The organism is Cryobacterium sp. Y82 (assembly GCF_002929495.1).
GTDB classification, from domain to species: domain Bacteria; phylum Actinomycetota; class Actinomycetes; order Actinomycetales; family Microbacteriaceae; genus Cryobacterium; species Cryobacterium serini.
In genome coordinates, this window is record NZ_PJJJ01000025.1 from 40867 (window position 1) to 66177 (window position 25311).

The 25311-nt window shown below is 64.1% G+C and carries 22 protein-coding genes, 2 tRNA genes and 2 pseudogenes; 11 read left to right on the forward strand and 15 right to left on the reverse strand.

All coding sequences use genetic code 11. The features are described from left to right. Nucleotides 1-46: 46 nt before the first annotated feature. The 4 genes and pseudogenes from CXY70_RS03700 to CXY70_RS03715 all read right to left on the reverse strand — a co-directional run. On the reverse strand, nucleotides 47-724 hold the full coding sequence (locus CXY70_RS03700) for a hypothetical protein (protein WP_146066046.1): 678 nt from the start codon (nucleotides 722-724) through the stop codon (nucleotides 47-49). Between the two features lie 169 nt (nucleotides 725-893). Then, nucleotides 894-1364, reverse strand: coding sequence for an anthrone oxygenase family protein (locus tag CXY70_RS03705; protein ID WP_104191038.1), 471 nt, complete (start codon nucleotides 1362-1364; stop codon nucleotides 894-896). Between the two features lie 170 nt (nucleotides 1365-1534). Further along, entirely contained in the window at nucleotides 1535-2578 is a 1044-nt protein-coding gene (locus CXY70_RS03710; RefSeq protein WP_104191039.1) for an LLM class flavin-dependent oxidoreductase, read from the reverse strand. 121 nt (nucleotides 2579-2699) lie between these two features. Further along, nucleotides 2700-3491, reverse strand: a pseudogene (locus CXY70_RS03715) (MFS transporter); the annotation flags it as partial. A gap of 28 nt (nucleotides 3492-3519) precedes the next feature. Between CXY70_RS03715 and CXY70_RS03720 the strand changes: the two are divergent. Next, nucleotides 3520-3759: pseudogene (locus CXY70_RS03720) on the forward strand (TetR/AcrR family transcriptional regulator); the annotation flags it as partial. Between the two features lie 345 nt (nucleotides 3760-4104). Here the strand turns inward: CXY70_RS03720 and CXY70_RS18240 are convergent. Next, nucleotides 4105-4230, reverse strand: coding sequence for a DUF664 domain-containing protein (locus tag CXY70_RS18240; RefSeq protein WP_233205720.1), 126 nt, complete (start codon nucleotides 4228-4230; stop codon nucleotides 4105-4107). Between the two features lie 123 nt (nucleotides 4231-4353). Here CXY70_RS18240 and CXY70_RS18245 point away from each other — a divergent pair, with 123 nt between their 5' ends. Both CXY70_RS18245 and CXY70_RS18610 read left to right on the forward strand, forming a co-directional pair. Then, a complete protein-coding gene (locus CXY70_RS18245) occupies nucleotides 4354-5775 on the forward strand; it encodes a DUF222 domain-containing protein (protein WP_158250898.1) in 1422 nt (473 codons plus the stop codon). Continuing rightward, nucleotides 5673-5891, forward strand: coding sequence for a hypothetical protein (locus CXY70_RS18610; protein ID WP_369851704.1), 219 nt, complete (start codon nucleotides 5673-5675; stop codon nucleotides 5889-5891). The genes CXY70_RS18245 and CXY70_RS18610 overlap by 103 nt, the downstream gene beginning before the upstream one ends. 111 nt (nucleotides 5892-6002) lie before the next feature. Here CXY70_RS18610 and CXY70_RS03745 read toward each other — a convergent pair whose 3' ends face one another. The 3 genes from CXY70_RS03745 to pepN form a co-directional block, all read right to left on the reverse strand. Continuing rightward, a complete protein-coding gene (locus tag CXY70_RS03745; protein ID WP_104191104.1) occupies nucleotides 6003-6410 on the reverse strand; it encodes a globin in 408 nt (135 codons plus the stop codon). 89 nt (nucleotides 6411-6499) lie between these two features. After that, nucleotides 6500-7618 carry a mechanosensitive ion channel family protein gene (locus tag CXY70_RS03750; RefSeq protein WP_104191046.1) on the reverse strand — a complete coding sequence of 373 codons (1119 nt, stop codon included), beginning with the start codon at nucleotides 7616-7618 and terminating at the stop codon, nucleotides 6500-6502. Nucleotides 7619-7838: 220 nt separating this feature from the next. Next, entirely contained in the window at nucleotides 7839-10385 is a 2547-nt protein-coding gene (gene pepN, locus CXY70_RS03755) for an aminopeptidase N (RefSeq protein ID WP_104191047.1), read from the reverse strand. Between the two features lie 119 nt (nucleotides 10386-10504). On the opposite strand from pepN, the gene CXY70_RS03760 reads away from it, so the two are divergent. Next, a complete protein-coding gene (locus CXY70_RS03760; RefSeq protein ID WP_104191048.1) occupies nucleotides 10505-11515 on the forward strand; it encodes a DUF2332 domain-containing protein in 1011 nt (336 codons plus the stop codon). A 1-nt stretch (nucleotide 11516) separates the two neighbouring features. Here CXY70_RS03760 and CXY70_RS18465 read toward each other — a convergent pair whose 3' ends face one another. The 5 genes from CXY70_RS18465 to CXY70_RS03780 all read right to left on the reverse strand — a co-directional run bounded on the left by CXY70_RS18465 (nucleotide 11517) and on the right by CXY70_RS03780 (nucleotide 16789). Continuing rightward, entirely contained in the window at nucleotides 11517-11639 is a 123-nt protein-coding gene (locus CXY70_RS18465) for a hypothetical protein (RefSeq protein ID WP_255412006.1), read from the reverse strand. Between the two features lie 157 nt (nucleotides 11640-11796). Next, entirely contained in the window at nucleotides 11797-12075 is a 279-nt protein-coding gene (locus CXY70_RS03765; protein WP_104191049.1) for a hypothetical protein, read from the reverse strand. Between the two features lie 353 nt (nucleotides 12076-12428). Beyond that, nucleotides 12429-13988: an ATP-binding protein gene (locus CXY70_RS03770; RefSeq protein ID WP_104191050.1), complete on the reverse strand. Its 1560-nt coding sequence runs from the start codon at nucleotides 13986-13988 to the stop codon at nucleotides 12429-12431. A gap of 35 nt (nucleotides 13989-14023) precedes the next feature. Then, the gene (locus CXY70_RS03775; protein ID WP_104191051.1) at nucleotides 14024-15133 is read right to left on the reverse strand and encodes a hypothetical protein; all 1110 of its coding nucleotides are present in this window, start codon (nucleotides 15131-15133) and stop codon (nucleotides 14024-14026) included. Nucleotides 15134-15283: 150 nt separating this feature from the next. Beyond that, the gene (locus CXY70_RS03780; RefSeq protein ID WP_104191052.1) at nucleotides 15284-16789 is read right to left on the reverse strand and encodes an SDR family oxidoreductase; all 1506 of its coding nucleotides are present in this window, start codon (nucleotides 16787-16789) and stop codon (nucleotides 15284-15286) included. A 111-nt stretch (nucleotides 16790-16900) separates the two neighbouring features. Between CXY70_RS03780 and CXY70_RS03785 the strand changes: the two genes are divergently transcribed. Further along, nucleotides 16901-17788, forward strand: a complete 888-nt coding sequence (locus CXY70_RS03785; RefSeq protein ID WP_104191053.1) for an alpha/beta hydrolase — start codon at nucleotides 16901-16903, stop codon at nucleotides 17786-17788. On the opposite strand, the gene CXY70_RS03790 is transcribed toward CXY70_RS03785, so the two are convergent. Further along, nucleotides 17767-19341: an MFS transporter gene (locus tag CXY70_RS03790; protein ID WP_104191054.1), complete on the reverse strand. Its 1575-nt coding sequence runs from the start codon at nucleotides 19339-19341 to the stop codon at nucleotides 17767-17769. The two genes, CXY70_RS03785 and CXY70_RS03790, sit on opposite strands and share 22 nt — an antisense overlap. Before the next feature lie 158 nt (nucleotides 19342-19499). On the opposite strand from CXY70_RS03790, the gene CXY70_RS03795 reads away from it, so the two are divergent. The 4 genes from CXY70_RS03795 (at nucleotide 19500) to CXY70_RS03810 (ending at nucleotide 23294) form a co-directional block, all read left to right on the forward strand. Next, entirely contained in the window at nucleotides 19500-20120 is a 621-nt protein-coding gene (locus CXY70_RS03795) for a DsbA family protein (protein WP_104191055.1), read from the forward strand. 9 nt (nucleotides 20121-20129) lie between these two features. Beyond that, entirely contained in the window at nucleotides 20130-20621 is a 492-nt protein-coding gene (locus tag CXY70_RS03800) for a ribose-5-phosphate isomerase (protein ID WP_104191056.1), read from the forward strand. 6 nt (nucleotides 20622-20627) lie between these two features. Next, a complete protein-coding gene (locus tag CXY70_RS03805; RefSeq protein WP_104191057.1) occupies nucleotides 20628-21629 on the forward strand; it encodes an Fpg/Nei family DNA glycosylase in 1002 nt (333 codons plus the stop codon). Between the two features lie 72 nt (nucleotides 21630-21701). Next, complete coding sequence (locus CXY70_RS03810; RefSeq protein ID WP_199183365.1) at nucleotides 21702-23294, forward strand: multicopper oxidase family protein; 1593 nt, start codon at nucleotides 21702-21704, stop codon at nucleotides 23292-23294. Between the two features lie 70 nt (nucleotides 23295-23364). Here CXY70_RS03810 and CXY70_RS03815 read toward each other — a convergent pair. Beyond that, nucleotides 23365-23435, reverse strand: a tRNA-Gly gene (locus CXY70_RS03815). Nucleotides 23436-23619: 184 nt separating this feature from the next. Between CXY70_RS03815 and CXY70_RS03820 the strand changes: the two genes are divergently transcribed. Together CXY70_RS03820 and tig are read left to right on the forward strand one after the other, a co-directional pair. Then, nucleotides 23620-23693: transfer RNA gene (locus CXY70_RS03820), tRNA-Pro, on the forward strand. A 43-nt stretch (nucleotides 23694-23736) separates the two neighbouring features. After that, nucleotides 23737-25134, forward strand: a complete 1398-nt coding sequence (tig, locus tag CXY70_RS03825; RefSeq protein WP_158250900.1) for a trigger factor — start codon at nucleotides 23737-23739, stop codon at nucleotides 25132-25134. Nucleotides 25135-25311 lie beyond the last annotated feature (177 nt).

Below are 25311 nucleotides of genomic sequence, written 5' to 3' on the forward strand. Positions count from 1 at the left end.
GGACTGCGGTGGAACACACATCCGTTTCCTGATGTGTGTGAAGGACCTAGGCGAGCGAGAAGAGATAACTCGGCGCGACGATTCGGGTGATGTCAATGGACCCTTGATCGGATTGGGCAATGACGCCGTAGGGCAATTCCAGCCCGGCATCGGCGATGATGCCCGGGAATGACGTTGGCAGGTCGAGCGCTACCGAGCGCACGCCGAACGCATCGTCGAAGTGCACGCGTTTCGTGTCCGGGCCTTCAGCGGCAACGTCAAATGCGTCTCCAACGCGGATTTCGTCCACCGAAGCGATGGCGATACCGCCGTTTGTGCTTGCCGCCGTGGCCTGGACACTAAATGCCGGCTTGTACCAGCGTGCTTCCCCGGTCGGCATTGCCTCGCTCGAATAGCGGTTCACGACGATGTCGAAACCGCCCCACGACGTCCCATCCATCTCCGGGTAGTGATTCGAGCCGTCCTGATGATGCGTTCCCTGAGGCTCACCGAGAATATTGACGGCGGCAGCGACAGCTTCGTCGCCGTCCTCGGAATAACGGAGCGAGAGCAGTACGTTCCCGTTCTCATCAACGACATCGGTCGACTCGGCGCCAATGAGGATGCGGTCGGGCTCTGCTGCCGTCGCCGTTTCGGACGGGACCGGGTCGATGTTCGGGGGAGTGGGCGGCGGTGCGGCCGTGCAGGCCGACAAAGCGCCGGCCAAAACGATCAGAGCGATCACAGCGAATGTTTTACGGATACGAGCCCCCAGAACGGTCGAGGTGAACAAAACCGCTTCACCTAACTCCACGCTATCGTGCCGACCCCCTGCGCACCGATGACCGCAGGTACGCCACGGCACCCGGGCAGTCGGTCCTGGTAGATGGGCCGTTCGCAATCTGAACGGCCGGTCAGGTGAGCGAGAAGATCAGAGCGATCACGCCTGCGACGGACACGGTCGCACGTGCATAGTTGGCCCGAGACCAGCTCCGGTCGAAGGACTGCCACGCAGCAATCAGGCCGGGTACATTGGCGTCGATACGCACGAGGGCGTTGTTCAACGGAACGTTACGCACGACGGTGATCACGACGGCGGCCAGCGCGAGAACCGCTCCAAGAATGCGCGTGGGTCCGGCAGGCGCGTCTGACGTGAGTTGCAGCACGATCACAGCGACGGATGCTGCGGCGCCGCCAAAAAAGACCGTCATGAACGGTGCCCGAACCGCGCTCACATTGAGGCGTTGCATGGCGGACACTGCGGCCGCAGCGGGAAGCATGCGGAAGGCGGGCAGGACCAAAAAGGAGAAAGCGAGGTAGACGCCTGCGGCCAGGCCGGCTCCGAGCGCTGCCGCGATCGTCAGGGCGACTTCGACCGCGCTCATTGGACCTGGCTTTCGAGGCTTGGTCGTGGCGGGCGCTGCGCGCCGGTGTCTCTGGCTCGCGCTGCGGCATCCGTTGTGGTCATCACCCCAGTAAATCGCACGCCGTCCCGTTACGAATGTTTTACGACACGAAATGGGGCGTGAAATCCGCCCTGCAGGGCGTCGCGCGATTATTTGGCGGCGAGCAGGCGCGCAACACGAGGCTTGACCTCGGTGGCGAGCAGGCCGATGGACTCGAGCAGGTGTTCCTGGGGGAGCCCGCCGTGGTCGCCCTGTAGAAAATGCCGCATGTGACCGAGGTGGCGGTGTAGATCGACAATGCGCTCGGCGACGTCGTCCGGGTCGCCGACGAAATAGGCGTTCGGGGCGTCGACCTGGGCCAGAAAGTCGCGACGCTGCGGCGCCGGCCAGCCGCGCAGCTTGCCCATCTCGAGGTTGAGGTTGACCCACCCGGGGTAAAGCCGGTCGATCGCTTCCTGCTTGGTGGGCGCCACCAGGCCAAAGGTCGCAACCGAAACCTTGATGTTGTTGTCGGTGTGGCCGGCCTGCTGAGCTGACTGCCGGTACAGGTTGGCTAGCGGCGCGAAACGGTGTGGCTGGCCGCCGATAATTCCGTAGGAAATGGGGAGGCCGAGGCGTCCGGCGCGGACCGATGACGGCGCACTGCCGCCGGTGGCAATCCAGATGGGTAGTGAACCGCTGACAGGCCGCGGAACCACGGCCAGGTTCGGGATCGGCGGCCGCACGGTGCCAGACCAAGTCACGTTTTCGGTCCGGCTGTTGTTGAGCGTCAGCAGCAGGTCAAGCTTCTGGGCGTACAGCTCGTCGTAGTCGTTCAGATCAAATCCGAACAGTGGAAACGTCTCGACCGACGAGCCCCGACCGGCTGTGATCTCGATACGACCGCCGCCAGAGATCGCGTCGGCGGTGGCGAACTGCTGGAAGACCCGCACCGGGTCATCCGTTCCAATGATGCTGGCCGCGCTCCCGAGCGTGATCTGAGTCGTGGCGGCCGCGGCGGCGGCGATCAGGGCACCGGGCGAGGACGCCGGCATCGACGCGGTGTGGTGTTCACCCACGCCGAAATAGTCGAGACCCACTTGGTCGGCGAGCACGATGGCATCAAACAGGTTCTTGACCGCCTCCGCGGTCGAGCGCGAGCTACCGTCGGGGCCCCGCTGGGTGTCGCCGAAGCTATAAGCGCCGATTTCCATGGTGTTCTCCATTGTGTACGGGATATTTGGGCGGCGTCCGGGAGCGGGCGCGTCTTCTGGTGCGGAAATACTCCGACGACCCCACTCGTCGTGCGCGGGTCGCCGTAGTCGTTTGGAGCCTTTATCGTCCAACCGGGAATGCGGAACGACGCGAGGTGAGCACAACGACCAAGGCTGCAAGCGCGGGGGCAATCATGACGCCGGGCAAGACTAAACCATCGTGGCTGTCGATCAATACGGCACCGATCGCGCCTCCCGCAAAAATGGCGAGATTGAACGACACGGTCAGTAGGGCGTTCGCGACGTCGCCATTCGCCCCGCTCGCCTCACGCATGGCTGTTTGGAGTTGCGTCGCCGCGCCTCCGAAGGCGATGCCCCAGAGCGAGAGCGCGATGAGTACCGCAACGAGCGACCGATGACCGAGAAGGAAGATTCCTCCGACCGCGCAGAACAGAACAATACTGGTCAACACCAGACCCCGAAGCGCACGGTCGACCACCGCTCCGGTGACCCAGATGCCGATCAGTGCGGCGACGCCGAATACTACGAGTGCAAGGTCGATCGGCAGATCCACGCCGGCGGCCCGCAGATACGAAGAGAGATAGGTGTAGAGGATGTTGTGGGCGAGCATCCACGCAAATACGACCAGCAGGATGACACTGACACCGGCGATGCCGACGACAGCCCTGAGCGGCATGCGGCTTGCCGCCCGCTGACCAGCCGCATCGGGTACGAGCAAAACCGCCAGCACGATGGTGATGACCGACAGTAACGACATGGCGCCAAAAGACCAACGCCAGTCAAATGTGGTTCCGAGCCAGGAACCGAGCGGAGTGCCCACGGCGAGGGCGATCGGCGTGCCGGTCATGGCGATTGCAAGGGCGCGTCCGGCGTGCTCGGGCGGCACGATTCGTTGAGCGTATCCGGCGCAGGGCTATGAGGGCACGTCCCTGGCCCAACTGCGCTCGGCCATGAAGATCTCGTCAGCGAGCGTCTACGCCGCCTTCGGATCCAAGGAGTCACTGTTCGAACGGGTGTTGGCGCGCTACGCCTCCGGGCCGGGAAGAGTCACCGACGTCGTCGGTGACGTGGACCTGCGCGGCAGTGAAGCCGTTGAGCTGCTCTTGCATGGCTCGATCGCGATGCAGCTAACCCCGCTCATCCGCGAGGGTGCCTCGTAGCATTGGCGGCGACCATCGGTGGTAACGGTCTCCCGGTGCGGGCGCACCAAATTGTCAGTGCCCGCCGCGGTCAGGATCGACAGCGCATACGCTGCTGTGTCGAGCGCGCCATAGAACGCGGCGAGCTCGACTCTGGTACCGACTCATCCGCGTTATCGGCGATGCTCTACGGATTTCTTATCGGTATTTCCGCGCAACTTCGAGACGGGGTATCGGCGAAGGAACTAAACGCTGCGGCTGACGCTTTACTGATGACCTGGGACGCCTTCGCCCCTACCGACAGGGCATTCCCGTAGCGCCAGGAGGGCTTCGACCGTGTCGTGTTGATGGTTTTATGGTCTAGGGTTACCCGCCGACCGTATCGTCGATGGCCTCTCGGAGCAGGTCGGCATGGCCGTTGTGACTGGTCGTCTCCTCGATGAGAGGGAGAAAGATCCAGCGCACGTTCCAGCTCTGCCCGTCGCGGTTCACACCTCGTTTGCCGATTCTCTTGGATCGCAGACAGTTCCTATAGAATCTCGGTCTACTTATGAGTTTCTCTCGCTTCTGGGGACGATTCTGGGTATAATTGTGGGTGAAGGAGGCACCGCCGCCATGACCCTCACCGCCCCGCCCGCCGCATCCGGTTCTGTGCCGGAGCCATCGTTTTCCCGGGTCGATGTCATTGTTCAGGCCGGTGCGTTGTTGGCCTCGGTTGTGGACGGGGTACGGTTTGGTCAGCTTGACGACACCGAAGCCGTCGCGGTGCTGGCGGCCCTTGAGGGTCTCGGTCGCAAGGTTGATGGTGCAAGACTACGAGCCACCACCGACATCGGTGCCCGCGCCGAAACCGACCTCGGCAGTGGGTCGCTGGCTTACAAGAACGGATGCCGCAACCGCGTCGATTTCATCACCCAACTCGCTGGCATTTCCGCCCGCGAAGCGAAACGCCGGCTGAAGCTTGGCGAGACCGCGGTGGAACGCACCCCGCTTGGCCTGCCGGTGCCGGCCCGGTATCCGGTTATTGCCGTCGGCCTGGAGAGTGGCGACCTCGGGGTGGAGTCGGCGGAGATCATCGCCACCACGCTTACCGCGCTGCACGGCAAAGTCCTGCAGGACGACCTCGACCACGTGGAACGCGCGCTGGTGGCGTCGGCGACTGGCGCGATCACAGCGGAGACGGCCGGGCTTCCCGGGGCGGGGATTCGCTTCGCGCCCGATCTGCTGCGGGCGCAGGCGATGGAGTGGCAGGGTCGGCTCGACCCCGACGGCACCGCCCCCAACGACGATGTTATTGAAGGCAAAAGCACCCTCACGTTCGGGCTGCTCCGCAACGGGCTCTACCCGCTACGCGCCGACGTCACACCTGAGCTCCGCGGCATCATGGACACTCTCTTCGACACGTACTTGTCGGCCCGGTCGACGACGCCCAGGTTCGTGCCGACCGAACTGCTGGACGGCAGGGCCGGCACTGGCACCGACATCGAGTCGTTCAGTGACGACCCATTCAGCGGCGACACCCGCTTCGACGGCGACCGCCGCACCGGCGGGGAGAAACGCGCCGACATCCTCCGCTCCATCTTTGAATCCGCCGCCCGCGCCCCACAGACACCGAGTTTGGGCGGAGCCGCCCCCACTGTGATGGTGCACATCAATGCGGTCGACCTCGAACAGGGCCGTGGCGTGGGTTGGATCGACGGCGTCGAAGCCCCCATCAGCTTCCGCCGAGTGAGCGAACTCATCTGCGCCGGCGGGTACCAACAGGTGCTANCTACCAACAGGTGCTACTCGGCGAGAACGGTGACGTGCTCTACCTCGGCAACACACTTCGCTGCTTCAGCACGAAGCAACGCGCCGCGATCGCCGCCCGCGACGAGGGCTGCATCATTCCCGGCTGCACCATCCCCGCCCGCTGGTGCGAAGTGCACCACGTCATCCCGTGGCAACAGAACGGGCCCACCAACATCGACAACGGAACCCTTCTCTGCTGGTACCACCACCACACCATCGACACCGCCGGATGGAAAATCCGCATGAGCAACGGCCGACCCCAGGTACGAGGACCACTACTCTGGGACCCATCCCAAACCTGGCGGCCCGCCCACACCCACCGCGCCAATACCCCCAGCACTGATCCACCCTGGTGCCCCTAGCAGGCCTGGGCCCCAATGTGCTCAGCAGCTCGGAGGTCGTCAGAACCGCGGGTCGAAAAGCGCGCCGGAATCTTCGGCTCGGAAATGCTGCCAGGTGCGAGTCCGGAACGCCTACTCCTCGAAGCTGTTCACCATCGCGAAGGCGGCGCGTTCCATATAGTCCCAGAGGATTCCCCGCTGCAACGGCGGCAGATTGGCCGCGTCCACGGCGACTTTCATGTGGCCCAGCCACCGGTCGCGGGCATCCGGGTTGACCTTGAAGGGAATGTGCCGCTGTCGCAGACGGGGGTGACCGCGCTGCTCGCTGTAGGTACCGGGACCGCCCCAGAACTGCTCAAGGAACATGACCAGGCGGTGTTCGGCCGGACCGAGATCTTCTTCGGGATACATCGGCTTCAGCACCGGATCGGTGGCTACTCCCACGTAGAAGTCGTGTACGAGTTTTTCGAAGAACGGGGTTCCGCCGACCTCCTCGAAGAATGTGGGCCCTGCGGCGGGACCGTTCTCACCCTCGCGCAGGTACACGGCGGCGAGCGCTGCAGGCTGATCGGTGGGGTGTCGTTCAGTGGTCACGTGGGGCGGCTTTCTTTTGTTGGGTTAGTTCGCTGTCAGTCAATGCCGTCCCCACGAACTTCGGGGTCGGGTGTGTGCAAGGGGGCCGGGACGCTCTTGGCCTTACGCGGCCCGCGGGGCTTTCGCACCGGGACCGGGCCGGTGCGCACGCCGTCGACGACGTCGGGCACGGCGGCGGCGGCGTCTTCGGCCGCGTCGCCCTCGGCCGGTTCAAGGGCTGAGCCGTCAATGGTGCCATCGCCCGTAGTCATGACCACGCTGTTGAGCGGCGTCAGCGGCACTCCCATGCCGTCGAGGGCCTTCTTCATATGCAGGCGCAGGTCGCGGGCAAAGTCCCACTTGGCCGAGACCCGGGTCTTGACCACGAGACGGGTGACGAGGGCCTCGGCACTGATCGACTCAAGGCCCCAGATCTCCGGCTTTTCGAGGATGAACGCGCGCCACTTGCGGCTTGAGGCCAGGGCGCTAGCCACGCGCAGCAACTCGTCTTGCACAGCCTCAACGTCGGAACTGTAGGGAATGGCAAGGTCGATGATGACGCGTGCCCAGCCCTGCGACATGTTGCCGACCCGCAGAATCTCACCATTGCGCACGAACCAGAGGGTGCCGTCGATATCGCGCACCTGCGTGATACGAATTCCGACCGTTTCAACGACACCGGATGCGAATCCCACGTCGACGATGTCGCCAACACCGATCTGGTCTTCCACGACCATGAACAGTCCGTTGAGAATGTCCTTGACGATGTTCTGTGCGCCGAAACCGAGGCCGGCACCGAGCGCGGCGGTGAGTAGCGCGAATGAGCCGAGAATGTCCTTGTTCAGGGTCGTGACGATGAGCAGCAGTGCGGTAATCAGGATGAACACGTTTACGACGTTCGCCAGCACCGCGCCGAGGGTGCGCGAGCGCTGAACGACCCGCACCGCGGCGAGCGGTGACACATTCAGCGCCTGGGTGTCATCGACCTTCTGATTCTTCTTGACTCCGGAGACGATCTGCTGCACCACGCGCCGAATGACGAATTGCAGCACCCAGCGTAGGGCGAAAGCGACCACGATGATCATTGCGACGGCGAAGGTATTCTCCAGGTAGACGGTCCACGTAATTTTCTCGAAGTAGGTACCGAGGTCGGCCCAAAAAATTTCCCAGTTCATATCCAAGCCAGTCTACCGAGGGCCCGTCCGCGGAACCCGGGAAGAGACCACGGTCGCTGTATTGGCGCCAGCAACACGCAGCCGAAGCCGGCCGGTCTCTGCAGCGCAGGCAGCGGCATCCTCTCGGTAATCGTGGAGTTTGCTGTGAACCTGACGGTACGCGAGAAGCCCGCGACCTGCCGTCGGCTGGCCGCGGGCTCGCGGTGCTGTCTATCGCTGGCTACTCGGCGTCGCGCGCCTGTACCCTGAGCGACCGTTCGACTCCGGCCAGGTTCTCGACCACGAGGCGACGCAGCGCGGCCGGCTCCGGGTTCGCGTCGAGCCAGGCCTGCGTCGCGTCGGCGAGGGCCCGGTTGTTCAGCGGCGCCGGGTAGAGACCGATCACGAGCTTCTCGCCGATCGAGAAGCTGCGCGACTCCCACACGGACTGCAGCATGTCGAAGTAGGTTGCGACGAACGGTTCGAGGAGCGCCTCGTCGTTCACTCGCAGGAACCCGGCGGCCGTCGTGCGCACGATGGTTGTCGCGGCCGTGTCGACGTCGATGAGCGACGACCAGGCAGCGAGCTTGCCCTCGGCCGTGGGGAGCGCGGCCCGGGCCAAAGCCGCGGACTGGGCTCCAGTGGCCGTATTGTCGCGCGCGAGTGCCGCGTCGATCTCGGTGGCGTCTGCGCGGCCCCCGGCGACGAGAGCGGTGACCAGCTCCCAGGCCAAGTCGGTGTCGACGGTGAGACCGTCCAGCACGGTGTTGCCCGAACGAAGGGCGGCCACGTTCTCGAGTTGGGCGGGGGTGGCCGCAACAGCGGCGAAGAACTTCACGAACTGGAACTGGGCATCGCTGCCGGCCGCAGCGCCCTGGGCGAGGCTCCACAGTGCGTCGGCGACCTCGGTGGTGACAATGGTGCGGTGCGGCTCGGCCACGTAGTAGTTCGCGGTGAGTACGACCTGTCCGAGCACCGTGCGCAGCGTCGTCGACTCGGTTTCGGTGGCCACGTTGTTCAGCACCAGTCGCACGAAGTCGCGCGCCGTGGTTTCGGCATCGCGGGTGGCGTCCCAGATCGAGCCCCAGACCAGGGCGCGGGCGAGCGGGCTCTCGATAGCGGCGAGGTGCTCGAGGGCACAGACCTCAGAGGCCGGGTCGAGGCGCACCTTGGCATACGTGAGGTCGTCGTCGTTGAGCAGGATCAGGTCGGGACGTTTCTGGCCGACGAGAGCAGGGACGTCCGTTGTGGAACCGTCGACATCAAGCTCGACCCGGTGCGTGCGCACGAGCTTGTGGGCATCGCTGAAGGTGTAGAAGCCGATCGCGAGGCGGTGCGGTCGAATGGTGGGGTAGTCTGCTGCGGCGCTCTGCAGCACGGTGAAACCGGTAATGACGCCCGTTTCGTCTGTGGCGATCTCGGGACGCAAGGTGTTGACGCCCGCGGTCTCGAGCCACAGGGCGGCCCACTGGCTGAGGTCGCGCCCACTGGCGGCCTCGAGCTCGACGAGTAGGTCGGAAAGCTCGGTGTTGCCCCACTGGTGTTTTTGAAAGTAGGAGCCGACGCCGGTGAAGAACGCGTCGATTCCCACCCAGGCGGCGAGCTGCTTGAGCACGGAGCCGCCTTTGGCGTAGGTGATGCCGTCGAAGTTGACGAGCACATCGTCAAGGTCGCGGATGGTGGCGACGACCGGGTGGGTCGACGGCAGTTGATCTTGCTTGTACGCCCAGCTCTTCTCCATCACGGCGAAGGTGGTCCAGGCTTCGTGCCACTCGGTCGCTTCGGCGGTGGCGATGGTCGATGCCCACTCGGCGAAGCTCTCGTTAAGCCAGAGGTCATTCCACCAGGTCATCGTGACGAGGTCGCCGAACCACATGTGGGCGAGTTCATGCAAAATGGTGACGACGCGGCGTTCCTTGACGGCGTCGGTCACCTTGGAGCGAAAAATGTATGTCTCGGTGAAGGTGACCGCGCCGGCGTTCTCCATGGCACCGGCGTTGAACTCCGGTACGAACAGCTGGTCGTACTTGTCGAAGGGGTAGGCGTAGCCGAACTTCTCCTCGTAGTAAGCGAAGCCCTGGCGGGTCTTCTCGAGGATATAATCGGCGTCGAGGTACTCGCTGAGGCTCTTGCGGCTGAACACACCGAGCGGGATGGTGCGCCCGTCACTCGACGTGAGCTCGCTGCGCACGACGGCGTAGGGTCCAGCGATGAGCGCGGTGATGTAGCTCGAGATGGTGTGGGTGGGCGCAAATGCCCACGTGCTGTTGCCGTTGCCGGCATCGGTCGGTTCGGGCGTGGTGGAGTTGGAGACGACCTGCCACTGGCTCGGTGCGCTGACGGTGAAAGAGAATTTAGCCTTCAGGTTGGGCTGCTCGAACACCGCGAAGACACGGCGGGAGTCGGGGACCTCGAACTGACTGTACAGGTACACCTCGTTGTCGACCGGGTCGACGAAGCGATGCAGGCCCTCACCGGTGTTGGTATAGACCGCGTCAGCGATGACGACGAGCTCGTTCTCGGCCTGCAGGCCGTCAAGCTGAATTCGGATGCCGTCACTGACGACGGCGGGGTCGAGCGCGACGCCGTTGAGGGTCACCGCATGCACCTGCGCCGTGATGGCGTCGATGAATGTCGCGGCGCCGGGGGTGGCGGCAAAGCGCACCGTAGTGGTGCTGCCGAACGTGGTGGGGCCGGTGGTGAGGTCGAGCACAACGTTGTAGCTCGCTACCGTGACGAGCGCAGCGCGCTCCGTCGCTTCAATGCGGGTGAGATTTTCTCCGGGCAACTTAGTTCTCCAATTCGATTCACGATTCGATTCGCGACGGATTCCAATCGGGACGGTGAAGCTATGGCACTCGTGGCGCCATCGCACCCCGCAAGCCTAACCATGATTACGATGTGGGCATGAGAGCAAGCACCGATCCGAGCGTCCCGACCGCTGAACGCTACCGGGCCTTCGCCCGGGTCGAAGCCCGCGGAATGAGCGCCTCTTACGAACGCTGGGCCGCTGGGGTTGCGGCCGATCCCGCTACCGTTGCCTTGATCGACCAGTTGCCCGCGGTCAAACGCCAACCGAACCTGGTGTTCAGCGCGGCCCGGCTGAACGGGGCAGCGGTAAGGGAGTACCCGGAGTTCGCGGCCTGGCTGCGCGAGCACTGGTCGCTCGTGGTCGCGACCTGCCTGACCCACGCCACCCAGACGAACGAGCCCGGTCGGTGCGCCGTGTTGTTGCCGGTCCTGGCGGCGCTCGCCGGGCCGCTCGCGATCATCGAGGTGGGGGCATCCGCCGGTCTCTGCCTGCACCCCGACCGGTACAGCTACCGGTATCGGTTAGCGGGCGATTCAGAGAGCGCCGGTGACGAGCGGATGGTGCACCCGGCAGACGGTCCGAGCCCGGTCGTTCTGGACTGCGCCGTCACCGGCCCGGTGCCGCTGCCGGAGCGGATGCCTGACATAGTCTGGCGCGCCGGCATCGACCTCCACCCTCTCGACGTGCACAGCGACGCGGATGTGGCCTGGCTCGACGCGCTGATCTGGCCGGAACATGACGACCGTCGATCCCGGCTGCGCGCCGCGGTAGCCGTAGCCCGCCAGGAGCCGGTCGAGATCGTGTCGGGTGACCTGGTCGACCAGATCGAGGCGCTCGTGTCGCGGGCTCCGGCCGGGGCCACCGTTGTCGTGTTCCACACCGCCGTGCTCGCTTACCTGAGCGAGCAGGACCGCAATCGGTTCGCTGAGCAGATGATCCGGTTGCCGGTGCGCTGGCTGTCGAACGAGGGGCAGAGCGTGGTACCCGGGGTACTGGAGCGACTTGCGGAGGCGCCGGCGGAGGCATCCGCTTTTATTCTGGCACTCGACGGCGACCCGATCGCCCTGACCCAGCCGCACGGTCGCTCGGTGCACTGGCTCGGGTGACTCAAGCGGACGCGTTGAGGCGGTAGTCGAGAACGGCCTGGTTCGCGGCGACACGCGCAGCCTCAGCCACCGCAGCAACGCGCGCAGCCTCTGCCTCGGCGGCCACACGTGCAGCTTCAATCACTGATGGCTGCCGTGATCCGCGTCCACGTCTCACTCGCCAGGATGGAGACGACCGCGCAGGCGACCACCTGTTCGAGGTAAGGCCGCCGTGCGACGCTGTGAGGGTGGGCGGCTCTTGTGGGGAGGCGCCCGCCCCACCTATTACCGGTACTTAAAGGTCAGTAGCCGACAGTGCCCACGGTAGCAACTGCTCCAACAACCATCGCAATGATCGCAATGATGACCAAGACGAGCAGTACAGCTATGGACCCGAGGACGATTCCGGTAATCGCGAACCCGCGCGGGGTCTCGCCTTTCTTGAGGGAGATCGCTCCGAACACCAGCGCGCAGACAAGCAGAATGAACGCAAAGATTGCAGTCCATGAGAAAATCACCGCGCTGATCCCGAGGATCATGGACGTGACGCCGAAACCCTTCTTCGAGGGAGCCGGCTTCACGATAAGGCATTCTGAGCTGGGGGTATGAATACCGGAATCTGCTGCACGGGCACATACTGCTGCTGCGGTATCTGCTGCTCTGCGAAAAGCGGAGCAGGGACGGACTGAGGCACGGGTGTCTGCTCCGGAGCAACGCTTTCGCCAGCCAGAGAAGGGGTCGTGGAATCGGTCATTGGGTCTGCTCTCGAATAGTATTCTGGGGCGAAGCTCAGAACCATCTCAGTAGTTCCATTCGAAACCGTATCGCAAACTGACGACATGCCATGCCACTACGTCCTAGAACAGGTGACTACCTCAGGCCGTCGGCAGGGGGTTGGGAGCCGTGGATTCACGGTTGAATGCGAAAGATGACCTCACTGGGGCTCGTCGGTGTGCTCGGCTTCGGCCTGCTCGTCGTCCGCTGGTGCAACACGCCCTGTCGGCCCGCTCCAGCCGAAGGAGGCAACTCGCGTCATCACGGCCGCCGCATCATGCATCGAAACGTAGCCGCCGGCGTGCGACCCATCGCTTGGCTCCTCCTCGGGCTGCCAACGTTCGGTGTCGCCAGTGCGGGTGCCCAGGAGCCGTCGGGTGAGGGATTCGCCCGCCGACAACAGATCGTCGACGGCGATCTGCAGGTCGTTGTCGTCGACGGTGTCGGCGCGGAGGGCAGCGCGAAGCACCGCCCGACGAATCAGTTCCTTTGCGAAGGATCCCGTCACGCCCTCTGCACGGCGGGCAGCGGCGTCGAGGGCTGCCGGGCTGAACGGCAGCCCTCCCGCGTAGCGCCGGAACAGCCGCTCGCGTTCGGCAAGGGCGGGTAATGGCACTTCGACGGCGAGGTCGACCCGACCTGGCCGTTCGGCAAGGGCGCGCTCAAGCACCTCGACCCGATTGGTGGTCATGACGAAGGCCACATCGGCATCGCCGTCGAGTCCGTCAAGGGCGTCGAGCACCTCGAACAGCAGAGGTTGCGGAGTGGCGTTGCGCTGCATCGCGACCAGGTCGATGTCTTCCAGCACAACGATCGACGGCGCAAAGGTGCGCGCGATCTCGGCAGCCGCGGCAATGTGCACGATGCTGGTACCGGTGAGCAGCACGGCGGTGATGCCCGGTGTTTCGCTGAGCAGGTGACGCACCGTGAGGGTTTTGCCGGTTCCGGGAGGGCCGTAGAGCAGCACGCCGCGCTTCAAATGTTGCCCGGCGGCGAGCAAGACCTGGCGCTGCTCGCCGATTCCGATGACGTGGTCGGTAATCGTGCCGAGGATGCCCTCCGGTAGCACGATGGCGGACGTCGGTACCACGGGCCGTTCCAGAAAGGTGATTCCAGCTCCGGATCCGTATTCGGTGTGCACGAACGACAGCACCTGTCCGCGCAGCACGCTGTGCTCGATCATGAGTGCGCGCAGGTGCTCGAGAAAACCGGTGACCGTATGCGGCGACTCGGCCATGATTTCGAGTTCGGCCGTGTTGCGCCCGAATTGCGGGTTCGCTGCGCGTTGCAGCACGGCGATCGGGTGCCCGTCAAAGCGGATGAGCCGGAGGCCGAACGAGACGACCTGGCGGGTCGACGTCGGTCCGGTCGCCCGGGCCGAATAGTCGAGCGGTCCGGAGCCGAAGCCCTGGAACGGGCTGGCCACGAGCTCGGACAGCGTCGAGTGAAACCGCTGCTGCCCACCCGAAACGCCGAGAAGCGCGGCCGGATCCGAGCCGGTCAACGTGCTGAGGGCGATGTCCGCGTCGACGAGGCGATGATCGGCTAGGGTCTCCGACACGACCGGCAACCTTGACGCGTTGGCGCCGAGGAAGGCGCTGATGCGGTCGCCGAGTGGTGTCAGGCCCGAACCGGCCCGGTCATCCGCCGCAGATACGACCCGTTCCATGAAGTGTTTGAAGGCGCGCACGACGTCTCGGTCGAAAGTGTCCTCGGTCATGTATTTCTCCGTTTCTCGTGGCAGCCTTGTCAAACCTAGCGAGCCTGCGCGATGATGGCCTCGGCGACAGCCACCGCGTCACTTTGCGAGTCGACCTGGTACGCCGACTGGCCGAGCGAGAAGATCACGGTGCAGTACGAGCCTGTGTCGGTGCAGATCTGCACGGCGCGTTCGCCGTCGACGGCGCCCTCCAGCACGATCTGTTGAAGCGCAGTCGACGTATCCGGCTCGGACACCATGGTGTCGACGATCCCGGCCAGGTCGTAGCCGACAATGATCGACGCTCCCGCACCGCCACCGGCGTGCGCGGAGCAGGTGAACAGCCCAGCGCGCTTTGCGACGAACCCGCCAAACCAGATCGGGCCGGTGCTCGATGAGTCGAAAACTTCGTACTCGATCGAGTCGACTCCGAGCGCCATGGCAATGCCCTGCGACTTGAGCGCGCCGGTGCAAGCGGGTTCACGTTCGACGAGGTCTACCGACGGCCAGACCAGCTGCCTGGGTTCGGCATCCGTCAGAGCGGTGAAAACGGATGCCGCGAGCGGCTCCATTTGCGCCAAAATCGCGTCGCTGGTCATGCCGCCGAAATGTCCTTCGCCGATGCCGAAGAAGATGGTGGTCATCGCGATTTCGACCCAGGCGTCGCCCACCGGGGCGGAGATGAAGCAGCCCGGGTCACCGCACCCCGAAGCGGACTCGATGCCGCCGATATCGATGAGGGTGTCGGCCGGACCGTCGCCGAGGGCGTACGGCGCCCAGGAATCGGCGCCGCCCGGTACGATCTTGACGCTGAGGTACGCCCAGTCGCTATCGGCCGGGTACTCCAGCGGGCTGCCCGCCGCGGTGCCGACCCGCCAGGAGCACGACAGACCGCCGAGGGCGGGCACGGCATACTCGGTGAGGGCCATCCCCGGCTGCGTCGCGGCTACCGGGGTCGGCCTACTTCCGTCGGCAGGGGCCAACGCGCCGGCCAGGGTATCGAGGGTGGCAACATCGTCACAGGTGTAAACACCTGTGACAGCGGCAGGCTCTGTCGGCGCCGCGCTGGCTGACGTTGGCGGCCCTGCAACGGGCTCGGCCGCGCATCCGCTGAGAGCGACGATGGCGAGAAAAACGGTCGGCGTGATCAGACTGCGGCGTAGCATGCGGTCAGCCTAACAGGGGCAATTTTTGCCGTATGACCTGTGGTTTACTCGACATCTTCGAGTACTCGCCATGTGCGCGATCCGGTCAGGGAAGGATTGGTTGAACTACCTGGCCCCCTGGGGCACACTCCAGTAGTCGATGGCCCGGTACTACCAGGCGCCGGGCCTGTAGTCCTTCAGAAAGACGCCGTAGAGGTCTTCGCCATCCTCGCCGCGCACGATCGGGTCGTAGACTCGGGCGGCGCCATCGACCAGGTCGAGCGGCGCGTGAAAGCCCTCTTCGGCCAGGCGCACCTTGGTGGGGTGCGGGCGTTCGTCCGTGATCCAGCCGGTATCGACGCTGGTCATGAGAATGCCGTCTTCCAGCATCTCCTTCGCGCTCGTGCGGGTGAGCATGTTCAGAGCGGCCTTGGCCATATTGGTATGCGGGTGCCCGGGACCCTTGTAGCCTCGACCAAACACGCCCTCCATCGCCGACACATTCACGATGTAGGTACGCCGGGCAGTGGATGCGGTCAGCGAGGCCCGCAGGCGGCTCACCAGCAGAAATGGTGCGGTCGTGTTGCACAGCTGAACTTCGAGCATCTCGAGCGGATCCACGTCTTCGACGTTGGCCGTCCAACTGTTCACGTCGTGCAGGTCGGGAACAAGCCCGCCGGCGTCAATGGCGGTGCCGGCGGCGAGACGCTCCAGCGACGACGACCCGGCGGCGAGTGCCAGCCGGGTGAGGTCATCCGCCGTGAGGGCACCGGCACCGGACGCGGCCGCGAGCAGCGGATGCCCGGAGACCGACGCAGCCAGGGCAAGCGGATGCGCATCATTGGTGTGTCCGAACGACACAAGCTCGGGAAGGGGGCCGTCGGGCAGCGGAGCATCCTCCGCCTCGACGAGGGGGGAGTACGAGCCGCGCGACCGCCGCACCGTCTGCGCCGCATTGTTGATCAGAATGTCGAGCGGACCCTGGGCGGCGACGGAATCAGCCAGTGCAATCACCTGGGCCGGGTCGCGCAGGTCGATGCCGACGATGCGCAGGCGGTGCAGCCAATCCTTCGAGTCGTCCATAGCGGCGAAGCGGCGAACGGCATCGCGCGGAAACCGAGTCGTGATGGTGGTGTGGGCACCGTCGCGCAGCAAGCGTAGTGCGATGTACATCCCGATCTTGGCGCGGCCGCCGGTGAGCAGTGCGCGCTTGCCGGTGAGGTTGGTGCGAGCGTCACGCTTGGCGTGACTGGAGAGGGCGCAGCTCGGGCAGAGCTGGTGATAGAACGCGTCGACCACGGTGTACTTCTGCTTACAGATATAACAGGCGCGCGGAACGAGCAGTTCACCGGCGGTCGCCGCGCTGGTACCGAGAGAGAGCTGGGCACCGCGAGTCTCGTCGTCGATGCGGGTGGGTGCGCCGGTGGCGGTGGCGGCGATGACACTGCGATCGGCGTCGGCGATGACCGCGCGTTTCTCGATGCGGCGCACCATCTTGACCGACTTGAACATCTTTGCGGTGGCCTGGCGCACGGTGACGAAGTCGGGGCTGTCCGGGTCGATGTCGGCCAGGGAGGCGAGCACGCGGAGGGTGACGGCGAGATCGTGCGGATCGATTCCGGCGAACTCGGTGTCCGGTGCTGCCAACTCGGCGGTGGGAGTGGGCGCAGAAGTCATTAGAGAATCTTACGCGGACCGACTGGGAGCATCCGTTTCAGCGAAAACGGCGTCCAGACCGGACGCTCGCATGAACGCCGACCTGGTACGGTCTCGCGCTAGGGTGCAGGAATGGGGAATCGTCTTTCGCTGCGGGTCAAGTCGGTCGACAGTACGATCCAAGGTACGCACGGGTCCATTCCCGTGCGCTGGTATGCGCCGCCCGACAACATCTCTCCTCGCCGGTGCGCAACAATCGTTTGGATTCACGGGGGAGGCTTTTTCAAAGGCGGCCTCGATCAACCGGAATCGCACGACGTTGCACGTACCCTGGCCGCAGCGGGATTCCCCGTCGTCACCGTAGCCTACCGACTGGCGACACTGTCGAAGCCGCGCAGATCGGGGAGTGGGTCTGTATGGAGCCCGGCCGTGCACTTTCCGGTACCGGTTGATGATGTCGTTGCCGTCGTGCGAAAGGTTCAGCGCGAAGCAGTTGGCAAAGTGATTCTGGGCGGTGCCAGCGCCGGCGCGTGTTTATCAGCTGGCGCCGTGCTTCGCCTGGCCGACGCGGGGGCTGATGGTCTCGCAGGCGTTCTCTTCGCCTACGGATTCTTCCACGCCGCGCTACCGAAGAGATCGCGCCAGTTGCGCAGCCGACTCCGAGGCCCACGCCGCTTCGTGCACACGCCGATGCTTCTCAATCTGACGAATTTGCACTACGCAGGCACGCGAACCGCGCTGTCGGACGCTCACGCTTTTCCCGGCGGCCACCCGCTTGGCGGCTTCCCGCCGACGCTCATGGTCGACGCGGACCGGGACTCAATGCGTTCCTCCGCCGCACAGTTCGCCCAGGAACTTTCAGCGGCCGGGACCGCAGTGGACTACCACGTACTGCCCGAAACGTTGCACGCCTTCCTTAATCGTCCGCAGGAGCCGGCTTTTGCGCAGGGCCTCCGCCTGATCATCGACTGGGCTGGGCAAATAGATACCGGGAAGCTCTACACCTTCGTCGATTCCTGAGTTGGAATGGCGCTGGTCGGCGGCTCGAAGGTATGGTCAAACGGCATCTGGTCGGTGTCGAGCAGGGGATTGTCGTCTTGCGTCTTGACGAGTTCATGCGCTTCTTCTTCGCTGTTCACGCTCGGCATGGAGCCAGGGAGGTGGCGGTTGGCCGATTCCCGCAGGAAGAAGATGGCGATCGCACCGATGAGCGAGGTACCCATCAGGTAAAACGCCGGCATCAGGTCATTGCCGGTGCCCACAATGAGCGCCGCGATGATGAATGGTGTGGTCCCGCCAAATATGGCCACGGCGAAGTTGTACGAAATACCCATGGCACCGTACCGGCTCGCCGTCGGGAACAGGGCAGGCAGCGCTGAGGCAAGGTTGGAGACGTAGAACGTGACCGGGAACGCGATGAACGCCAGGCCGAGCAGCGTTGACCAGACTGCGCCGACACCGATCAAAAGGAACGCCGGGTACGACAGTACGACCGTGCTGATCGCTCCGATCCACAGCACCGGCCTGCGCCCGATGCGGTCGGACAGCCGGCCGGCCAGCGGGATGCACAGGGCCATGATCACGAGAATGGGAATTGTCAGCGCAGTGCCGTGCAATTCGTCGTAGCCTTTGTTCTCGGTGAGATAGGTGGGCATGTACGAGGTGAGGGCATAGCCGACCGTATTCGCGGCGGCGACGAGCATCATCGCGATGATGATGTTGCGCCAGTATGCCTTGAAAATGGCGATCGGGCTCTTGGGGGTGTCCGCCGTGGCGCCGACGGGATTCTTCTGCGCTTCCTCCTGGGCGTCGAGGGTGGCCTGGAAGGCGGGCGACTCGTCGATCTTCAATCGGAAGTAGATTGCGACCAGCCCGAGCGGCCCGGCGACGAGGAACGGAACCCGCCAGCCCCACTCCTCCATGACCGACTGCCCGAGCGTGAGCTGGAGTACCGAGACGAGTGAAGCACCGACGGCAAAACCGAGGTAACTGCCCATATCGAGAAAACTCGCGAAGTAACCACGCTGGGTGTCGGGCGCGTGCTCACTGACGAAGGTTGTCGCCCCCGCATACTCGCCACCGGTCGAGAACCCCTGTACGAGCTTGACGAATACCAGCAGGACCGCTGCCCACACGCCGATCTGCGCGTAACCGGGAAGGATGCCGACGGCAAAGGTCGAGGCGGCCATCAGCATCAGCGTGGTGGCGAGCACCTTCTGACGACCGATGCGGTCACCCAGCCAGCCGAAGAACACGCCGCCGAGCGGGCGGGCGAAGAAGGTAGCGGCGAAGGTTCCAAGCAGGAACAGAGTTTGAACGGATGCGTCCGCCTCCGGCAGGAAGACCGGGCCCATCGTGGTGATGAGGTAACCGAAGATACCGACGTCGTACCACTCCATGGTATTTCCCACGATGGTGCCGCCGAGCGCACGCTTCATGATGGGTTTGTCGACGACATTCACATCGGACACGGCAATGCGTCGACGGCGCAAGGCTTTCGAAGGTTTCTTCCTCCCGGCCGAGGCGTTTGTGGCGTCAAAATTCAGGTTGGATGCACTTCGGTCAGTGGGCATAAAATTTCTCCCGTGGAGATAATGTGCTGCGAAGTTAGGGCTGTACTATATGTGACAGTTTTTCAATTTATCAAGAATACCTCTTGATGGGGGCCATTGCCTACATGGCCAGCCTCGGCTTCGGGGAGGATTCAGCGAGTTCTGCCTAGGCTGGGGGTATGACTGATGCCGTAGATTTCTGGTTTGACCCCTCGTGCCCCTGGGCCTGGATGACTTCGCGCTGGGTGGATGAGGTCGCTCGCCTGCGCAATCTTGACGTGACCTGGCACGTGATGAGCCTCGCCGTACTCAACGAAGACCAGAACGTGAGCGAGGACTACGCGGCGTTCTTTCCGCGGGCGCTGAAGTACACCAGGCTCGTGGCCGCCGCTGCCGAACTGCACGGCCAGCCAATGGTCAAGGCGCTGTACGACGCGCTCGGCACACAGATTCACCCGGGCGGCAATACCAATCCCGACGAGGTCATTGCCGCAGCGCTCGCCGAGGTGGGCCTGCCCGCCAGCTTCGCGGCCTTCGCCGACAGCGACGAGTATGACCTCCAAATGCGCGCCAGCCACTTCGATGGCATCAATCGGGTCGGCCAGGACGTCGGAACCCCGGTGATTGCGGTCAACGGTGTGGCGTTCTTCGGCCCGGTCATCTCCCCGGCGCCCATGGGTGACGCCGCCCTAAGCCTGTGGGACGGCGTCGTGGCGCTCGCGAGTTACGACGGGTTCTTCGAGCTCAAGCGCAGCCGTACCCGCGAACCAATTTTCACCCAAGCGGGCAGCAATAAATAGACTGGTGCTATGCGCATCCATATCGCCACGGACCATGCCGGTCTCGATCTCAGCCACCACCTGATCACGCACCTTCGTGCGGCCGGTCACGAGGTCATCGACCACGGCCCCCAGACCTACGACGCCCTCGACGACTACCCGGCGTTCTGCATCAACGCCGCGCAGGCGACCGTCGACGACCGGGAGTCCGGCGTCGAAGCGCTCGGTGTCGTGTTCGGCGGCTCGGGCAACGGCGAGCAGATGGCCGCCAACAAGGTTTCCGGAGCCCGAGCCGCCCTGGTCTGGAATCTCAGCACGGCCCGGCTCGCCCGGGAACACAACGACGCCAATGTCATTTCGATCGGCGCCAGAGAGCACACGATCGCGGAGGCCACGAGCTTCATCGATGCTTTTATTGCCGAGCCGTTCAGTGACGAGGAACGGCACACGCGGCGCATCCGGCAGCTCGGCGAGTATGAGCGAACCAAAACCATCGCCGGGAAAGACGTCGACGGCCGGTGAACTAAGGTGCCAGAGGGTCACTCGGTTCATCGCATCACCCGCCAGTTTCAGCGCAACTTCATCGGACGCCGCGTCACTGTCAGCTCGCCGCAGGGCCGGTTCGTGGCCGGTGCCGCCCAACTCAGCGGACACGCGGTGACGGATGCCCGCGCCGTCGGCAAGCAGATGTTTCTGGAGTTCGACCACGGCCTGTGGCTGCGCATCCATCTAGGACTGTACGGTGCCTGGGATTTCAACGGTGAGATTCTCATGGATGCCACGATGGCCTCGGCCAACGGCCGCATGGGCCAGACCAACCAGCACGGTACCGAGCTCGCATCGGGGCTCGGGGCCCCGACCTTTGACGTGGACGGTGAAAACTCGATCTTCAGTATCGGGGCACCGCGGCGCACCCGCGTGCGCATGTCGGAGCAGGAAAAAGAGATCGACCTCGCCGACAGCTTTCCCCCCGAACCGGTCGGCCAAGTGCGGGTGCGGCTGCTGACCGACACGGTGTGCGCCGACCTGCGCGGACCGACGGCGTGTGAGGTCCTCGACCCGGCTCAGGTTGACGTCGCGATCGCCAGGCTCGGACCCGACCCGGAACAGGACAACACCCCCGAAGCCGAGGAACGCTTCGTCACTGTCGTGCGCAAAAAACCCACGCCGATCGGCCGACTACTGATGGACCAGAGCGTGGTCAGCGGCATCGGCAACGTCTATCGTGCCGAAATTCTCTTTCGTGCCGGTCTCAATCCGCACACCCCCGGCAAGTTGCTCAGTGACGAAACCGCGCGCGCGCTGTGGCAGGACTGGGCACACCTCTTGCACATAGGTGTTGCGACCGGCCAAATGATGACCATGGACAAGCTCGAGGGCGCGGGATACCGGCGCGCCATGAGGAATCGGGCCGATCGCCACTGGGTCTACAAACGCGAAGGCCTGCCTTGCCGAGTCTGCGGTACGCACATCGTGCTCGAAGAAATGGCAGCCCGCAAACTGTACTGGTGCCCGCAGTGTCAGGCATGACCGCCCCCGCCGCACAGCGTGCGGAGAGTGCCTGTGGTGTTCGGGTGTCGGGCAAGCTGCGAAAATAGGTTCATGATGCACCGTCGATTTGCCCGGCCGCGCCGTCGTGTTGCAACCATCGTCAGCGGTGCCGTCGTCGGCGCGGTCGTACTCACCGTCGGACTGACCGCCTGTTCGAGCGACAACGGCGCCGGCGTCATCGACACTGTCGGCACCATTGACTTCGTAAATCCACTCGCGATCCCGCCGCTGGCCGAATCGACCGTGAATGCCGCAGGTGAGCGAGTCTTCGACCTGACCGCCCAGCGGGGAACGAGCGAGTTCGTGCCGGGCGTCACCACCGACACTTGGGGCTATAACGGCAGCTACCTCGGTCCCACCCTCGTCGCCGAGCGCGGCGAAAACGTGCGCATCAACGTCGCCAACAACCTTCAGGAAGCTACGAGCGTGCACTGGCACGGCATGAGTCTGCCCGCGAAAATGGACGGTGGCCCGCACCAGATGGTCGAGCCCGGAGCGAAGTGGAGCCCGGACTTCACGATCGACCAGCCCGCAGCGACCCTCTGGTACCACCCGCATCCAGACGGCGCAACCGAACACCAGGTGGAAATGGGCCTGGCTGGCCTGTTCCTGATACAGGACGACGAGGAGGCCGCGCTCAACCTGCCCCGCAGCTACGGAATCGATGACATTCCCGTGGTGGTGCAGGACCGCCGCTTCGACGCGAAGGGCCAATTCACCAGCGACGTGCGGGGTTATATCGGTCCGATCGGCGATCAGCTCTTGGTCAACGGCACGCTCGCGCCGTACGTCGATGTGACGACCGAGGTGGTGCGCCTGCGCCTGGTCAATGGATCGACGGCGCGCGTCTATGACTTCGGGCTCAGCGACGGGCGGTCCTTTGACCTGATCGGAACCGACGGGGGACTGCTCACTGAGGCGGCATCGATGGCGGGCATCCGCTTGTCACCGGGGGAGCGGGCCGAAGTTCTCGTGCGGCTCAAGCCGGGCGAGACCGTGAAACTGCAGTCCACGCCGCCGAACCTCGGTACCTCGGCCGGAGCCGCGACCCGTAACGCCGGTGACGACACGCTCGATGTGCTGGAGTTGCGCGCGGCTGACACTCTCGGCAGCATCGGCGCACTGTCGACGACTTTGGCGAACATCGAGCCACTCGAGAAAGCGGATGCCTCCGTCGATCGCTCGTTTACGCTCAACGGCTACACGATTAACAACCGGCTCATGGATATGACGCGCATCGACGAGACCGTCGAGGCCGGCGCCACCGAAGTCTGGACCGTCGACAATGCCATGCCGCTGCCGCACAATTTTCACGTGCACGCCGTGCAGTTTCAGGTACTGCGGGTGGGAACGAAATCGCCGCCAGCCGAACTCTCCGGCTGGAAAGACACGATCTACCTCGAGCCGGGTGTGCGTTATGAACTCATCATGCAGTTCTCGAACCACACCGATCCAAACTTTCCGTATATGTTCCACTGCCACATGCTGGCCCACGAGGACGCCGGAATGATGGGCCAATTCGTCGTCGTGAAGCCCGGCGAACGGGCCGGCACCCCACCGACCGCACACGATGCCATCGTGGGCCAGTCGAATCTGGCCGTCGGTAGTGGGCCGCGCGTGCTCGCGCCGACCCACAGTCACTAACTGATGTCATCCGTTAATGCAAAGAAAGCCGCCAGCCTGGGCTGGCGGCTTTCGTATTTCCCCTAAACAGAGGGGTCGACGGGAATCGAACCCGCGTCATAAGTTTGGAAAACTCAGGCTCTACCATTGAGCTACGACCCCAGGCCCAGGCAACTGGGCACTCGAATATCGTAGTACAGGAAACCGGGGGTCGTTTGCCAGTAGGGGCGCATCCGCTCGAAAGGCGTGCATTAGACTGGTCGAGGTCAATCCGCCTGTCGTGAGCTAACGCTACGCCAACAGATTGATTCCCCAACAAAGAAGTACCGATGGGTCGAAGCAGATCCGGGGCGTAGCTCAGCTTGGTAGAGCGCTCGTTTTGGGGGCGAGAAGTCGCAGGTTCAATTCCTGTCGCCCCGACATTATCCGCAGCACACCGTTTCAATACACAGGAGAGTCTCGAGTGAAGTCCACGGTCGAAAAACTGAGCCCCACGCGCGCCAAACTCACCATCACGGTGAGCCCCGACGAGCTGAAGCCAGCCATCACCCACGCCTACGGCCACATCGCCGAGGACATCAACATCCCCGGTTTTCGTAAGGGAAAGGTCCCGCCGGCCATCATTGACCAGCGCGTCGGCAAGGCCGCCGTTCTGGAACACGCCGTCAACGAGGGTCTCGACGGTTTTTACCGTGCGGCCGTCGAAGAGAACAAGCTGCGCCCCCTGGGCCGCCCAGAGGCCGACATCGTCGAATGGCCGAGCAACACCGACTTCTCCGGTGATCTGCTCCTCGCCATCGAGGTTGACGTGCGCCCCGAGATCGACCTGCCCAGCTATGACGGTCTCAAGCTCACCGTCGATGCCGTCGCGGTATCCGACGAAGAAGTTGCCGAAGAACTCGACAAGCTGCGCAGCCGGTTCGGTACGCTCATCACCGTCGATCGTCCCGCCAAGACCGGTGACTTCGCCCAGATCGACCTGAACGCCGCGATCGACGGCGAAGAGGTCGACACCGCCAGCGGCATCTCCTACGAGGTGGGCTCCGGCGACCTCATCGACGGTATCGATGAGGCGCTCGACTCGCTCAGCGCCGGCGAGACCACGACCTTCAACTCCGACCTCATGGGCGGCGACCACGAGGGCGAGACGGCCGAGATCACCATCACCGTGATCGCAGTGAAGGAGCGCGAGCTTCCCGCCGCCGATGACGACTTCGCTCAGATTTCGAGCGAGTTCGACACGATCGCGCAGCTCACCGAGAGCCTCAAGGTGCAGGTTGAGAAGTCCAAGGCCTTCGGCCAGGGCAGCCAGGCCCGAGAGCGTCTCATCGAGACGCTCCTCGGCTCGGTCGAAGTTCCGATCCCCGCCGCGATCATCCTCGACGAGGTAAACCGCCACCTCGAGGGCGAAAGCCGCCTCGAAGATGACACCCACCGCGCCGAGGTCACCGAAGCCAGCGAGAAAACGTTCCGTCAGCAGATCCTGCTCGACACGATCGCCGAAGCTGAGCAGGTCAAGGTCAGCCAGGACGAGCTCACCCAGTACCTCATCCAGGGTGCCAGTCAGTACGGCATGGACCCGAGCGAGTTCGTGCAGACGCTCAACACCAACGGTCAGATTCCGTCGATGGTCGCCGAGGTTGCCCGCAACAAGGCTCTCGCTATAGCCCTGGGCAAGGCGGAGGTCGTTGACTCCAACGGCAAGCCGGTCGATCTGAGCGAGTTCACCGGACCGGTCGACGATGAGGGTGAAGTGGATTCCGCTGACGCCGCCGTTGACGCTGCTCCCGTTGCCGACGCAGAGGTCGAGCCTGAAATCGACGAGAAGCCGAAGAAGAAGAAAGCCGCTGCCAAGAAGTAGCTTGTAGACCAGTACTGCGTAATCGCGTGCATGGGCCGGCCGGATTCACTCCAGTCGGCCTTTTGCATGCTGCAAGCGCCGGGGCGCGAGCCCGGTAATCTGCCGAGGGCGAACACAGCCTTTTTCCGCCGCGCGCTCCGATAGATTCATTGAGAAGCGACAACTGAAACGGAGCAC